The 13,817-nt window shown below is 67.3% G+C and carries 12 protein-coding genes; 11 read left to right on the top strand and 1 reads right to left on the bottom strand.

Going from position 1 to position 13,817, the window contains the following annotated elements:
- The first annotated feature begins 142 nt into the window (after window positions 1-142).
- The 11 genes from KW843_RS09630 (at window position 143) to mmsB (ending at window position 10,109) form a co-directional block, all read left to right on the top strand.
- Window positions 143-979, top strand: coding sequence for a hypothetical protein (locus KW843_RS09630; RefSeq protein WP_218294910.1), 837 nt, complete (start codon window positions 143-145; stop codon window positions 977-979).
- Window positions 976-1,824, top strand: coding sequence for an aspartyl/asparaginyl beta-hydroxylase domain-containing protein (locus KW843_RS09625; RefSeq protein ID WP_218294909.1), 849 nt, complete (start codon window positions 976-978; stop codon window positions 1,822-1,824). Before KW843_RS09630 ends, KW843_RS09625 begins: the two co-directional genes overlap by 4 nt.
- Window positions 1,812-2,840 (top strand): sulfotransferase family protein, encoded by a 1,029-nt coding sequence (locus KW843_RS09620; RefSeq protein WP_218294908.1) that lies wholly within the window; start codon window positions 1,812-1,814, stop codon window positions 2,838-2,840. The genes KW843_RS09625 and KW843_RS09620 overlap by 13 nt, the downstream gene beginning before the upstream one ends.
- Window positions 2,837-4,027 carry a hypothetical protein gene (locus tag KW843_RS09615; RefSeq protein WP_218294907.1) on the top strand — a complete coding sequence of 397 codons (1,191 nt, stop codon included), beginning with the start codon at window positions 2,837-2,839 and terminating at the stop codon, window positions 4,025-4,027. The genes KW843_RS09620 and KW843_RS09615 overlap by 4 nt, the downstream gene beginning before the upstream one ends.
- A 12-nt stretch (window positions 4,028-4,039) precedes the next feature.
- The gene (locus KW843_RS09610) at window positions 4,040-4,582 is read left to right on the top strand and encodes a phage tail protein (RefSeq protein ID WP_218294906.1); all 543 of its coding nucleotides are present in this window, start codon (window positions 4,040-4,042) and stop codon (window positions 4,580-4,582) included.
- 277 nt (window positions 4,583-4,859) lie between these two features.
- Window positions 4,860-6,383, top strand: a complete 1,524-nt coding sequence (locus tag KW843_RS09605) for a CoA-acylating methylmalonate-semialdehyde dehydrogenase (protein ID WP_218294905.1) — start codon at window positions 4,860-4,862, stop codon at window positions 6,381-6,383.
- Between the two features lie 198 nt (window positions 6,384-6,581).
- Complete coding sequence (locus KW843_RS09600; RefSeq protein WP_218295308.1) at window positions 6,582-6,962, top strand: lysozyme inhibitor LprI family protein; 381 nt, start codon at window positions 6,582-6,584, stop codon at window positions 6,960-6,962.
- A gap of 45 nt (window positions 6,963-7,007) precedes the next feature.
- Window positions 7,008-8,174 carry an acyl-CoA dehydrogenase family protein gene (locus KW843_RS09595; protein WP_218294904.1) on the top strand — a complete coding sequence of 389 codons (1,167 nt, stop codon included), beginning with the start codon at window positions 7,008-7,010 and terminating at the stop codon, window positions 8,172-8,174.
- A gap of 71 nt (window positions 8,175-8,245) precedes the next feature.
- Window positions 8,246-8,689 (top strand): TfoX/Sxy family protein, encoded by a 444-nt coding sequence (locus KW843_RS09590; RefSeq protein WP_218294903.1) that lies wholly within the window; start codon window positions 8,246-8,248, stop codon window positions 8,687-8,689.
- A gap of 30 nt (window positions 8,690-8,719) precedes the next feature.
- Entirely contained in the window at window positions 8,720-9,109 is a 390-nt protein-coding gene (locus tag KW843_RS09585) for a DUF488 domain-containing protein (RefSeq protein WP_218294902.1), read from the top strand.
- Window positions 9,110-9,215: 106 nt separating this feature from the next.
- Entirely contained in the window at window positions 9,216-10,109 is an 894-nt protein-coding gene (mmsB, locus tag KW843_RS09580; protein WP_218294901.1) for a 3-hydroxyisobutyrate dehydrogenase, read from the top strand.
- Between the two features lie 50 nt (window positions 10,110-10,159).
- On the opposite strand, the gene KW843_RS09575 is transcribed toward mmsB, so the two are convergent.
- Window positions 10,160-13,801: an EAL domain-containing protein gene (locus KW843_RS09575; protein ID WP_218294900.1), complete on the bottom strand. Its 3,642-nt coding sequence runs from the start codon at window positions 13,799-13,801 to the stop codon at window positions 10,160-10,162.
- Between the last annotated feature and the right edge of the window lie 16 nt (window positions 13,802-13,817).

Here is a 13,817-nt window from a genome sequence, read left to right as displayed (position 1 = left end):
CGGGCTTCTCCGCGCCAGCCTCCGCGCCCCGGGCCCATTCCTTGCATCTTTCGAGAAGCCGCGCGCGGCGGGCTTCCTTTCCGCGCATCCCGGGCCACGCCCCGCTTTTCTTGCCTCCCCGCTTCCTTAGCCTCAGACATCTATGACACGCACCACTCTCTCATACAAGTCGCTTTGGGCCGGCCAGGCCTGCCTGGCGTTGGCCACCCTGGGTGCCCATGCGGCGGATGTGAGCATCACGCCGCCTGTCGGTGGCGGCTTTGTGATCAAAGGCCCCTCCAACACCGACAGGCTGCGCGTGCAAGGCTCCGGCGAAGTGCTGGTCCCCAGCCTGTCGGGCACGCCCAATACGAACACCAGCGTCCTGTGCTTTGACGGCCCGTCCGGGCGGCTGGGGCAATGCGCCCCCGGCGTGGCGTCCGGAGCCACGGGAGCGACCGGCCCGACCGGCGCGACGGGAGCCATCGGAACGACCGGCGCCACCGGCCCGGCAGGCACCACGGGCGCTACCGGGGCCGCCGGCCCCACTGGCGCGACCGGCGCGACCGGAACGGCAGGCCCCGCCGGCGCCACGGGCGCGGCGGGTAGCAACGGCGCTCCGGGCGTGGCGGGAGCCACCGGCCCCACGGGCGCCACAGGCCCTGCGGGCGCCACGGGTGCCACGGGCGCGACCGGCCTCCCAGGCCCTGCGGGCTCGCTCAGTGTCAATGTGCGGACCGCAACCGGCACCGGCACCACGGACAGTTGCAATGCGACCGCCTGCTGCCTGCCCGGGGAGAAGGTTGTAGGGGGAGGGTACGAGGGTGCCAGCGGGGCTGGCGGGATCGATACGGGCGGCGTGTTCATCGCCGCCAACTACCCCACGGCGGGCGGCGCTTGCGGCGCTTCGGTGCAAAGTTGGAGCATCCGGCTTCTGAACTCCTACCGCGTTCCCACCCTGACGTCGGCCTGCATCGCCTACGCCATCTGCGCGCAATGACGCCTCTGGAATCACCTGCGCAAGCACAGCCCCAGGGCCTGATGGTGCAGGGCATGCAAACAGCCCGGCTGCCCTGGCGGTTCGACGCCGCTGCGGCCCTGGCCGAAGTCAACGCCCTGCCCTCCTCGCTGTGGCGCACCCATTTCAACGAGGGCCGCCACGATGGCGGCTGGCAGGCCCTCGCGCTGCGTTCCGCGCCCGAGGCCCCCATCGATGTCGTTCCTGTTGATGTGCCGGCATCGGGCTATGCCGACACGCCCGCGCTGGAACAGTGCCCCACGCTGCGCGCCATGCTGGACACCATGGCCTTGCCCTGGAAGTCCGTGCGGCTCATGCAATTGCTGCCGGGCTGCGAAATCAAGGAGCACACCGATGCCGGCGTGTGCGCGGCGCGGGGCGAGGCCCGCCTGCACGTGCCGCTGCAGACGGGCGAGCAGGTGTTCTTCCATGTCGATGGCGAGCGCATCCCGCTGCGGGCTGGCGAGTGCTGGTACGTCGACGTATCGCGCCCGCACCGGGTTCGCAACCGTGGCAGCCAGACCCGGGTCCACCTGGTGGCGGACACCTCGGTGGACATGCGCCTGTTCGAGGCCTTCCGCTCCAGCGATGCCGGCGAGCCCCTGCCCGACCCCAGCGACCCGTGGAGCCAGTTCATCCGGTTTCGCGACTTCGTGGGAGCGGATGCGGAACACTCCGCAAGGCTCAGCGCCATCACCAACACCGCCGAGTTCGTGCAGGAATCGGTGCGCATGGGGCAGGACGCCGGCTTTCAATTTGACGCATCGGATGTGGAGTCGGCCATGAAGGCCGGGCGCCGCGCGTGGGTGGAACAATGGATTCTGTGAACTTCAGCGGCTGGCGCCCGATCCGTTTTTACATCGCCAAGGGCCAGGTGATGGTGGACTGGATCCGCATGCTCGACGAGCCGATGCGCGAGCCCTTCTTCCAGCACGGCATCCAGAGCCAGATGCAGCACCCCTTCCATCTGGCGTTCCGGCGCCAGACGCCGCTTCACGACCTGCTGGCCTGGCATGATCGGTCGCCGGGCCTGGACCCCTCGCTCGTCATCTTCCACGTGTCGCGCTGTGGTTCCACGCTCATCACGCAGGCGCTGGCGGAAAGCCCGCACCATCTGCAACTGTCGGAGCCCGCTCCGGTGGACTTTCTGCTGCGCCAGGCCTTGCCCAGCGGGTGGCTGGACAGGACCCAGGTCGTCCGTGCGTTACGGGCGTGGGCCAGTGCCTGGGGGCAGCGCTGCGACGATGCCAGCCCGGGGCTGGAGTCCTTCAGCATCAAGCTGGACGCCTGGAACACAGACAAGGCCCCGCTCGTGGCGGAAGCCTGGCCCGAAACGCCCTGGGCATTCCTGACCCGGGAACCCCTGGCGGTGCTGGTCTCGCAGATGCGAGAACGCGCCTTCTTCCTTGTGCCGGGCACGCTGGGCGCATGCCTGGACGGTCTCAGCGTCCATGAACTGGCCGTCATGCACCCTGAGCTTTACTGCGCGCGCGTGCTGGGGAACATCTATGCGGCCATGACCCAGGAGTTCGACCCCGCACGCACACTGCTGCTCGACCACGCCGAACTGCCCGGCGCCATTGAAACCCGGGTGCTTTCCCACATGGGCTGGAATGCCTCGGCGACCGATCAAGAGCGGATGCGCGAACGTGTCACACGGCACGGCAAGCACCCCCATCAAGTCTATGTTTCAGACACGGAATCCAAACACAGCATGGCAAGCGATCATCTTCAATCCCTGACCGCGCAATGGATCGCCCCTCACTACCTGAGGCTTCAGGACCTGCGCCAGTCCCACCATCCTGCAGCCTCCCCGCATCTCGCCGAGGAGGCACTGCCATGATCGCCCCCCTGCATCGACGCCATTTCCTGGCCGCGGGCAGTGCGGTGGCGGCCACCGGCGTCCAGCTCTCGACGCCTGTTCTCGCGTCCGCCGGCCCGTCAAGCCCCCATTGGCACATCCTGGGCATCGCGCCCATGTCGGAAAAGCTGCCCCAGCTTGGGCACGACTACCAGCGGGGCGTCGAGCTGGGTATGGCGCAGGCTGGCGCCTCGCAGGTCAGGCTGACCTGGTTGTCGGCGGGCCCTTTGCCTGCAGCCCCCGCCAGGGCCATAGGGTCCGCGCTGCAGGACGGCAAGATCGATGCCGTGATGGGGTGGATACCCCCTTTGCTAGCGAAAAAGGTGTCTGCCTTGACGGAGAAGGCCGGTGTGCCCCTCTGGATCAGCGACAGCGGCGCCGACATCGCCACTCCCTCGGAACAGCACCCCCTGCAGGTTCGCCACAGCCTCGAACTGTGCACCATGGCATCCGCGCTGGCCGACAAGGTGCACGCGCAATGTGGTCCACGCGCTTTCCTGTCGATGGGCTGGCACGAATCGGGGTATGACTTTGTCCAGGCCTTCCAGCACCGCTGGCGCTCATTGGGTGGGCAGATCGTGGGCCGCCACATTGCAGGCGCTCCAGGGCGTTCACCGGAATTTGGTGATCTGAAGCAGGCGATTGTTTCGCAGCAACCGGATGCGGTGATTGCATTGTTCTCCGGCCCCCAGGCGCACCGTTTCAGCCAATGGTGGCAAGCCCAGCCGGCCTTGCTGCGCACCCAACTGGCCGGGTTCCCATGGCTTTCCGATGGCACCTCGGGCGTTCGTCCATGGACCGTGGCAAGCTGGCCCACCGCAGACATCGCAGAGACTGGTTGGAAGACTCGATTCGCACAGGCAGGCCTTGCGTGGACCGCCGCTGCGCTGCTGGGTGCAGAGGCCGGCGCCAGCCTGGGCAGCGCCCTGGCGGCCGCTCCCCCGGGAACCAGCACCAAGGACGTCTGGGCGGCATTGACGAGCAAACCGCTGGCGGGCCCTCGCGGACAACGGTACTGGGCCAGTTCCGCCAGCGACAGCGCAGGGCCGTTGTGGGAGCGCTCGACCTCCGTCACCGGCACCTGGCTCCAACGCCACCAGGCTTACTCCCACCTCGGTGCGTCCGCTGCCGCCCAGGGTGGATGGATCACTGGCTACTTTTTGACTTGATGAGGAATCGCTATGAGTGAACCGTTTATTGCCGAAATCAAAATGTTCGCTGGCAATTTCGCCCCCCGTGGGTGGGCTTTCTGCCAGGGTCAAATTATGAGCATTGCCCAAAATACGGCCTTGTTTTCCCTGCTGGGCACCACCTACGGCGGCAATGGACAAACCACCTTTGCCTTGCCAGACCTGCGTGGCCGGGCTCCCGTCGGCACAGGCCAAGGGCCGGGACTTCCCGAAGTCACCATGGGTGAAATTGGCGGCAGCCCCACCCACACGCTGATCAGCACGGAAATGCCGGCACACACCCATGCAGCGCCCACCATTCCTGCATCCACCACCCTGGGCACCCTGCAGGCACCCGGTCCCGGGGCGATGCCGGCAGCGTCCAATCAGCGCAATGCCCAATATGCTGCCAGCGGCACTGCCGATACCCAATTGCCCATGAGCAGCGCGACGACCGGTATTGCAGGTGGCAGTCAACCGTTTTCCATCATGCCCCCGTATTTGGGGATGAACTACATCATTGCCGTGGAGGGCATATACCCGTCCAGAAACTGAATGGACCAACCCGCCACGGAGCGGCGGAAAAAAGGGGCCGACGGCAGCGTTTGCCCCTTTTTGCATTTCTGCTTCACTGAACAAAAAACCGCACCCTGAGGACAGGAGCCTTCGGCTGCTCATCCCCTGATCCGCTGGGGTTCGGGCTTGCTGTTTTCATGTGCAAATAAGCACATACACATTGCAGAGCAACGCCTTGTAATTACATATTTGCACGCATAACATGCACGGGTTGGCCTGCACCGCGGGCCGTTTGCAACCCCCCGGAGACAAAACCATGAACGCACCCACCCGCGTGGCCGCACTGGCCCCCACCGTCAAGCTGCTGATCGGCGGCCAGTTCGTCGAGTCCAAGACCACCGAGTGGCGCGACGTGGTGAACCCCGCCACGCAAGAGGTGCTGGCCCGCGTGCCCTTTGCCACCGCTGAAGAAATCGATGCCGCCGTGGCCTCGGCCAAGGAAGCGTTCAAGACCTGGAAGAAGACGCCCATCGGCACGCGCGCCCGCATCTTCCTCAAGTACCAGCAGCTCATCCGCGAAAACATGGCCGAGCTGGCCGCCATCCTCACGGCCGAACAAGGCAAGACCTTGCCCGACGCCGAAGGCGACGTGTTCCGTGGCCTGGAAGTGGTGGAACACGCCGCCAGCATCGGCAACCTGCAGCTGGGTGAGCTGGCCAACAACGTGGCCGGTGGCGTCGACACCTACACCCTGCTGCAGCCGCTGGGTGTGTGCGCGGGCATCACGCCCTTCAACTTCCCGGCCATGATCCCGCTGTGGATGTTCCCCATGGCGATTGCCACGGGCAACACCTTCGTGCTCAAGCCCTCCGAGCAGGACCCCATGGTGACCATGCGCCTGGTGGAGCTGGCGTTGGAAGCCGGCATTCCACCCGGTGTGCTCAACGTGATCCATGGCGGTGAAATGGCCGTGAACGCGATCTGCGACCACAAGGACATCAAGGCAGTCTCCTTCGTGGGCTCCACCAAGGTGGGCACCCATGTGTACAACCGCGCCACCCTGGCCGGCAAGCGCGCGCAATGCATGATGGGCGCCAAGAACCACGCGATCATCCTGCCCGACGCAAACAAGGAACAGTCGCTCAACGCCATCGCCGGTGCCGCATTTGGCGCGGCCGGCCAGCGCTGCATGGCCTTGCCCGTGGTGGTGCTGGTAGGCGAGGCGCAAAAGTGGATTCCCGATCTGGTGGCCAAGGCCAAGACGCTCAAGGTCAACGGCGGCACCGAAAAGGGCACGGACGTGGGGCCGCTCGTTTCCTGTGCGGCGCTCTCGCGTGTGGAAGGCCTGATCGAACGCGGCATTGCCGACGGCGCCACGCTGGAGCTGGACGGCCGCAAGCCCACGGTGCCCGGCTATGAAAAGGGCAACTTCGTGGGCCCGACGATCTTCTCGAACGTGCAGCCCGGCATGGCCATCTACGACCAGGAAATCTTTGGCCCCGTGCTGGCCCTGGTGCCCGCCGCCGACATCGATGAAGCCATCGAATTCATCAACAGCAACCCCAACGGCAACGGCACCGCCATCTTCACCCAGTCGGGTGCGGCTGCACGCAAGTTCCAGGAAGAGATCGATGTGGGCCAGGTCGGCATCAACGTGCCAATCCCCGTGCCAGTGCCGTTGTTCTCGTTCACGGGTTCGCGCGCGTCCAAGCTAGGCGACCTGGGTCCTTACGGCAAGCAGGTCGTCATGTTCTACACGCAGACCAAGACGGTGACGGCCCGCTGGTTTGATGACAGCACCACGTCGCATGGTGTGAACACGACGATTAGCTTGAAGTGACATCCCCCTGAGGCGCTGCGCGCCTTCCCCCTTCTCTTCTCTTGCATCGCTGCGCGATGCGGAAGGGGGACGCCACCCGTGCGGCGGGGCGGCCCTTGCACGGTGGCACTGGCCTTAGGCCGCGCCAGTCGTGACCACTGTGGTCGATGGTAAAAGCGGGGCATGCAAATTGATCTGACAATGATACGGGGATGGGCCATGGTCTTCGGTGCGGCTTGCGTGATGCTGGTGGGAGCTGATGCCCACGCGCAGGCCGGTGCCGCCTGCAAGCCCGGCGGCAGCGTGGACGAAACCAATGCCTGCGCCGTGCAGGCCTTTCAGGCGGCAGACACGCAGATCGCGATCCTCTACGGTGATGTGATGCGCGCGCTGTCGGCCCACGAGCGGCCCCAGTTGCGCCAGGAGCACACCGCCTGGCAGCGCGAACGCACCACGCGCTGCAAGCAGGCCACGCGCAGTGCCGAGTCGCAGCCCCAGTGGCCGCGCCTTTACCACGAGTGTCTGACGACGGAGACCGAGACCCGCCGCAAGGGCCTGATGCGCTGGCTGACGCTGGACCACCCATCCGCCAGGCCCTGACCCGGGCGCCCAGAACAACAAGAACCGACGACGAGACAGAACACCATGGACTTTGAACTCACCGAAGAACAACGCGCCTTTGCCCAGACGGCCCGCGACTTTGCGCAAGCCGAGTTCGCGCCCCACGCGGCGTTGTGGGACGCCGAGGGCATCTTCCCGAAGGAAGCCATCGCCAAGGCGGGCGAGCTGGGCTTTTGTGGCCTGTATGCACCCGAGAACGCCGGTGGCCTCGCCCTGCCCCGCCTGGACGCCACCCTGGTGTTCGAGGAAATGGCCGCCATCGACCCCAGCACCACCGCCTTCATCACCATCCACAACATGGCCACCTGGATGCTGGGCACCTGGGCCACCCCCGTCGTGCGCGACCACTGGGGGCCGCTGTTGACCACGGGCGAGAAGCTCGCGTCCTACTGCCTCACCGAGCCCGGCGCAGGCTCCGACGCCGCCTCGCTCAAGACGCGTGCCGAACTGGTGGGCCACGACTATGTCATCAACGGCAGCAAGGCCTTCATCAGCGGCGCAGGCAGCACCGACGTGCTGGTGCTCATGGCGCGCACGGGCGACGCGAATTCGGGCGCGGGCGGCATCAGCGCCTTTGCCGTGCCCGCCGATACGCCCGGCATCAGCTACGGCAAGAAGGAACACAAGATGGGCTGGAACAGCCAGCCCACGCGCACCATCAGCTTTGACAACGTGCGCATCCCCGCCGACCACCTGCTGGGCCGCGAGGGCGAAGGCTTCAAGATCGCGATGAAGGGCCTGGACGGCGGGCGCATCAACATCGCCACCTGCTCGGTGGGCGCGGCGCAAGGCGCGCTCAACGCCGCGCAGCAATACATGCAGGACCGCAAGCAGTTTGGCAAACCCATCGCCAGCTTTCAGGCCCTGCAGTTCAAGCTGGCCGACATGGCGACGGAACTCGTGGCCGCGCGCCAGATGGTGCGCCTGGCCGCCAGCAAGCTGGACGCGGGGGCCCGCGACGCCTCCACCTACTGCGCCATGGCCAAGCGCTTCGCCACCGACGCGGGCTTCACCGTCATCAACGACGCCCTGCAGTTGCACGGCGGCTATGGCTACATCCGCGAATACCCGCTGGAGCGCCTGCTGCGCGACGCGCGCGTGCACCAGATCCTGGAAGGCACGAACGAAATCATGCGCGTGATCATTGCGCGGCGCATGCTGGACGGGGATGCGACGGAGGCCATCCGCTAGGCAATAACTCCTGTTTTTATAGCTGCCAGCGCTTATCCATCAAGCGCTAGCGGCCTATTTGACCTGAAACCATGCCCGCCCGCCCCCTCTCCGACGAAACCCTGCACCTGATCGACGCCGTGCGCACGGCGCTCGCGCACCGCAGCGACGTGGAGGAGCGCCCGCTGTTCGGCACCCATGCGTTTTTTGTGGACGGCAAGATGTGTGTCGCCGTCAAGGGCGAGGAACTGCTGGTGCGCCTGCCGCCGGAGCGCCATGGCGAGGTGCAGGAGATGCAGAACACCCGCGAGCTGTCGCCCGGCGGCGGCATGAAGGGCTACTTCTGGGTGGAGCCCAATGGCTACGCCACGCGCGCACAGTGGAACCATTGGCTCGAAGCAGCCCTGGCCTACAACCCGCTGGCCAAGGCATCGCCGCGCAAGAAGAAAACAACCAACACCCCGGCCGCGGCCAGGAAAGCGCCCGCCAAAAAAACCGCCGCGAAGAAGCACAGCATCTTCGAAGCCGACGACTGATCTGCCCCACCCTCCCTGGAGCCCACCACCATGCCCCTTCGCATCGTCCGCCTCGGCACCCCGCGCGCCGCCGGGGAAGGCACCCGCATCGGCACCGTGCGCCGCCCGCCGCGTGGCGTGCCCAAGACCGAGTTCGCCAGCCGCGACTACTACGACGTGTGGTACCCCCTGCTGTCCCCCACGGCCGAACTCATGGCCCAGGGCCAGCAGGCGCAGACGGACAAGGAGTGGGAAGCGTTCGTCAAGCAGTTCCGCAAGGAACTGGCCCAGCCCGAGGCCAGCCGCACGCTGGACCTGCTGGCCGCGCTCTCGCGCCATGCCGCGATGTCGCTGGGCTGCTACTGCGAGGACGAATCGCGTTGTCACCGCTCGGTGCTGCGCGCGGAGCTGAAAGCCCGCGGCGCAGATTTCGCCGAGTGATTTTCAAGCCTTTTCGGCCGGTAGCCCTTTGAAATCAAGCGCTGGCAGCTATCAATTTCATACCAACCCGATTCACCACCACAACGACATCCAGGAGAAACACACCATGAAGATTGCATTCATCGGCCTCGGCAACATGGGCGGCCCCATGGCCCTGAACCTGCACAAGGCGGGCCACGACGTGGGCGCCTTCGACCTCTCCAAGCCGGCCTGCGACAAGCTCGCCGCCGATGGCGTGCGCATCGCGACGGACGCCGGCGCCTGCGTGCAAGGGGCCGAGGTCGTCATCAGCATGCTGCCCGCCAGCCAGCACGTGGAAACGCTCTATCTGGGCAGCGACCGGCAACCCGGCCTGCTGCCGCTGCTGGCCGAGGGCACGCTGGTGATCGACTGCTCGACCATCGCCGCAGCCACGTCGCGCAAGGTGGCCGAGGCCGCCAAGGCACGGGGCATGGACTTCATCGACGCGCCCGTCTCGGGCGGCACGGGCGGAGCCATCGCCGGCACGCTGACCTTCATGGTGGGCGGCGACACCCCGGCACTGGAACGCGCGCGCCCCGTGCTCGAGAAGATGGGCGCCAACATCTTTCACGCCGGCGCCGTGGGCGCGGGCCAGACGGCCAAGATCTGCAACAACATGCTGCTGGGCATCCTGATGGCCGGCACCAGCGAGGCGATCGCCCTGGGCGTGGCCAATGGCCTGGACCCGAAGGTGCTCTCCGAGATCATGCGCCGCAGCTCGGGCGGCAACTGGGCGCTGGAGAAGTACAACCCCATGCCCGGCGTGATGGAGACCGCGCCGGCGAGCAAGGGCTATGCGGGCGGCTTCGGCACCGACCTCATGCTCAAGGACCTGGGGCTGGCGCAGGAGAACGCCGCGGCCGTGAAGGCCTCCACCCCGCTCGGCGGCCTGGCGCGCAGCCTGTATGCCGCGCACAGCCTGGCGGGCCATGGCGCGCTGGATTTCTCCAGCATCATTAAGTTGGTGCAAAAACACTGACACCACGCGGCGGCGCGGCGGCGGGGCCCGCCAAGGGACCGCCGCCGGGCTCAATGCGCGGGCACGCTGGCGGAACCCGCCAGGAACTGGGCCTCGAACACGTCCGCGGGGAGGGGCCGGCTGAGCAGGTAGCCCTGGATCTCGTCGCAGCCCAGCAGTGCGAGCCGGCGGCACTGGTCGTCCGTCTCGACCCCCTCGGCCACCACCTTGAGCCCCAGCGAGTGCCCCATGTTGATGATGGTGGACACCAGCGCCTGCCCCTGGGCTCCGGTGTCCATGCCCAGGATGAAGGAGCGGTCGATCTTGAGCGTGTCGGCCGGCAGCGTGGCCAGGTAGCTCAGCGATGAGAACCCGGTGCCGAAATCGTCGATGGCGATCGTGATGTCCATCTCGCGCAGGGCGTGCAGGCTGCGCCTGCTGTGCTCCACGTCCTCCATCACCATGCTTTCGGTGATCTCCAGCTCCAGCCCGCCGCCTGCCCCCGGGTCCAGGGCCAGGGCCTCGCGCACCTCGGCCACGAAGTTGCGGTGCCGCAGCTGCAGGAACGACACATTGACCGCCACGCGCAGCGGCGCGTGGCCCGCCTGCCGCCAGCGCCGGTTGTCCGCCAGCGCCTGGCGAAGGGCCCAGCGGCCCACGTCGTAGATCAGGCCGGTCTCCTCCAGGATGGGAATGAAGAGCCCCGGTGGCACCAGGCCCCGGTGCGGATCGTTCCAGCGGATCAGCGCCTCGGCGCCCGCCACGACGCCGCTGGCCAGGCATTGCTTGGGCTGGTAGTGCAAAACAAACTGGCCCTGCTCCAGCGCTTCGCGCAGGCGGCCTTCCAGGCTCAGCGCCTCGGCCACGCGGGTGTTCATTTCAGAGGTGTAGAACAGCAGGCTGTCGGCCGATGCCTTGGCCTTGCCGACCGCGGCCTCGGCGTTGCGCAGCAGCGCTTCGGCATCCACGCCGTCCATGGGGTACAGGGCCACCCCTGCCTTGGCGGCCATGCGCAGCTCGGTCTGCCCCAGCAGGAAGGGCGCATCAAAGCAGCTGCGCATGAGATGGTCCACCACCAGCGCCACGGCCCCGGCATCGCGGGCGCCGGCCACGGCCATGCCGAAACTGTTGATCCCGATGCGCGCCACGCCGTGCACATCGGCCGCCGCACGCTGCAGCCGCTGCGCCACCTGCTTGAGAAGCTCGTCCCCCATCTGCCGCCCCAGCGTGTCATTGACGAACCGGAACCGGCTGATGTCCATCAGCGCGATCCCGAGCAGCGGCCGCGGCCCTTCGCGGGGTCGCAGGTGCTGGCCGGCGCGCTCCAGGAAAAGCGTGCGGTTGGGCAGGCCGGTGATCTCGTCGTAGTAGGCCAGGTAGCTCAGCCGGTCTTCCTTGTCGAGGTGGTCGAGCGCGAAGCCGATGTCGCCGGCCAGCTCGGTCAGCAGCTTCATCTCGGCCTCGTCGAAAAACCCCACCTCTTCGGAAAACAGGGCCAGCACCCCCACCACCTCGTGGGCCACGACCAGCGGCAGCATGGCCAGCGACGCCACGCCACGCTGCGCCAGCAGGCCGGGCAGCAAGATCCGGGGGTCGCCCACCACGTCGTCGCACACGGCGGGCAGCCCGGTGCGAACCACCTCCGCGCTCAGGCTCTCGCCCGGGGTGGGCTTGTCGTGCAGCCGCAGCCGGTCCCGGATGTGCGCGAGGAAGTCCTCTCCCGCGCCAGAGAGCGCCACCGGCACCAGCTGCTGGCGGGCCGCGTCCACCTTGCCCAGCCACGCGATCTTGAACTGCCCTTCCTCCACGGCGATGCGGCAGGCCTCGTGAAACAGCTCCTCGCGCTTGCGCACGCGCACGATCAGCGTGTTGATGCCGCTGAGCATGGCGTACACGCGGTTGAGCCGCTTGATCTTGTGCTCGGCCTCCTTGCGCTCGGTGATGTCCTCCCCGAGCGCGGCCACGCCGGTCACCTGGCCGCCCGCCGACCGCAGCACGGTGTTGTTCCAGTGCACCAGCCTGCGCTCGCCGCCGCGGGTGATGATTTCGTTGTCGTAGTGCCAGGCAGAAGGGCGGTCGGCCAGCAGGTCGGCGAACACGTCGCGCACATCCACCTGCTCGGGCGGCACGAACAGCGAGAACCAGTTCTGGCCGGACACCTCGTCGCGCCGCCACCCGGTCAGGCGCAGCAGGTAGTCGTTGCAATAGGTGATGCGCCCCTCGCAGTCGAGCATCAGCGAGATCATCTCCACCTTGTCCAGCATGTCGTTGAAGCGGCGGTCGCTCTCGCGCAGTTCCTCCTCCGCGCGCTTTTGCACGCTGATGTCCTGGATGGTGTTGAACCAGCGGACGGTGTCGCTGCCCACGCCATCGTCGGCCAGCAAAGGCTCCATGACCTGGCGCAGGTGGATCACCGCGCCGTCTGCGCGCACGAGGCGGTAGTTGAAATCCAGGCGCACGCCCTCGGTGGCAGCCTCCAGCGCGCGCTCACGGAACAAGGGCTGGTCGTCCGGATACACGAGGGCCAGCCATTCGCGCGCGGACCGGGGCATCGCCGACGGCTCCACGCCCAGCATCTGGGGGCAGGTGTCGGGCCAGCTCTCGAACACGCCGTCCTGGCTGCTGATCACATGGGTGATCTTGGCCAGCACCTGCGCGCGGTGCAGGCCCGCCTCGCTGGCCCGGAGCTCTTCGATGACCCGCTTGCGCTCGATCACCTCGAACTGAAGCTGGTCGGCATGGCGCTGCACCTCCGCGTACAGGCTTCCGTTCTCGTAGATGCGCCCCACCTGGGCCCCCAGGATGGACAGGATCTTCTCGTCCTCGGCGCTGAACTCGTGCGACCCGGGCTTGTTGGCCAGGCAGATCCAGCCATAGGAGAACGACAGCGATGTGATGGGCGCGATCAGGCCGCAGTGCAGCGCCGGATAGCCCGCCGGCAAGCCCACCTCGCGGGGGTCGCCGCTGGCGTTGGCCACCCGCCGCGCCCGCCGCTCGGCGCGCACGCTGCCCAGCAGGCCGTGCGACACCACGGGCAGGTCCAGCACCCCCGTCGCGGCGGCATCGATGCCACTGGTGCAGACCAGGGCCGCATGGCCATCCTTGCGCACGGCGCACAGCACCACGTACTGCGCGCCCACCAGGTCCCGCGCACCCCGGCAGACGCTGGCCAGCAGCACCTGCGGGTCGCGCTCGGACGCCAGCTGCAGGTTCAGGTCGGTCAGCGCCGCCAGCCGGCGGTTCATGGCTTCCAGCTCGGCCACGTTGCCGGTGAGCTTGTCCGCCATGAGCTGCAGGTGCCGCGTCTGGAAGCTGTGCTCCAGCGGGAGCACGGGCTGTGGCGGAACCTGCGACAGCGCCTGCTCGATGGCCGCGATGATGTCCTGCGGCTCGCAGGGCTTCACCAGCACCTGGGCGACCCCGCAGGCCAGGGCCAGGTTGCGCGCCTCCTGCTCGCGGAAATGCGCGCTGTAGAAAATCACCTGCGTGGCGGCGAGCTGGGGATCGGCACGCAACTGCCGCACGAACTCATAGCCGTCCATCGTGGGCATCAGGATGTCGGAGATCACCAGCTGCGGGCGTTCTGCCCGCACCACGTCCAGCGCCTGGGCGCCGTCCGCCGCCTCCAGCGCCTGGTGGCCGCTGTGTCCTATGAGCGTGGCCACCAGCGCCCGGTTGGCCGGAAGGTCATCCACGACAAGGATCTTGGCCATGCTGCCGCCGTAGCTG

Origin of the sequence: Acidovorax sp. sif1233, assembly GCF_019218755.1 — a bacterium.
GTDB lineage: Bacteria > Pseudomonadota > Gammaproteobacteria > Burkholderiales > Burkholderiaceae_C > Acidovorax.
The sequence above is the reverse complement of the archived record's forward strand: the minus strand, read 5'-3'. Positions and strand labels throughout refer to the sequence as shown.

Excerpts from the sequence above, each read along its gene's own strand:
- KW843_RS09620 (WP_218294908.1), top strand. The coding sequence starts at position 1,812 with ATGGATTCTGTGAACTTCAGCGGCTGGCGCCCGATCCGTTTTTACATC.
- KW843_RS09615 (WP_218294907.1), top strand. The coding sequence starts at position 2,837 with ATGATCGCCCCCCTGCATCGACGCCATTTCCTGGCCGCGGGCAGTGCG.
- KW843_RS09585 (WP_218294902.1), top strand. The coding sequence starts at position 8,720 with ATGCCCCTTCGCATCGTCCGCCTCGGCACCCCGCGCGCCGCCGGGGAA.
- KW843_RS09600 (WP_218295308.1), top strand. The coding sequence starts at position 6,582 with ATGGTCTTCGGTGCGGCTTGCGTGATGCTGGTGGGAGCTGATGCCCAC.
- KW843_RS09630 (WP_218294910.1), top strand. The coding sequence starts at position 143 with ATGACACGCACCACTCTCTCATACAAGTCGCTTTGGGCCGGCCAGGCC.
- KW843_RS09610 (WP_218294906.1), top strand. The coding sequence starts at position 4,040 with ATGAGTGAACCGTTTATTGCCGAAATCAAAATGTTCGCTGGCAATTTC.
- mmsB (WP_218294901.1), top strand. The coding sequence starts at position 9,216 with ATGAAGATTGCATTCATCGGCCTCGGCAACATGGGCGGCCCCATGGCC.
- KW843_RS09575 (WP_218294900.1), bottom strand. The coding sequence starts at position 13,801 with ATGGCCAAGATCCTTGTCGTGGATGACCTTCCGGCCAACCGGGCGCTG.
- KW843_RS09595 (WP_218294904.1), top strand. The coding sequence starts at position 7,008 with ATGGACTTTGAACTCACCGAAGAACAACGCGCCTTTGCCCAGACGGCC.
- KW843_RS09625 (WP_218294909.1), top strand. The coding sequence starts at position 976 with ATGACGCCTCTGGAATCACCTGCGCAAGCACAGCCCCAGGGCCTGATG.
- KW843_RS09590 (WP_218294903.1), top strand. The coding sequence starts at position 8,246 with ATGCCCGCCCGCCCCCTCTCCGACGAAACCCTGCACCTGATCGACGCC.
- KW843_RS09605 (WP_218294905.1), top strand. The coding sequence starts at position 4,860 with ATGAACGCACCCACCCGCGTGGCCGCACTGGCCCCCACCGTCAAGCTG.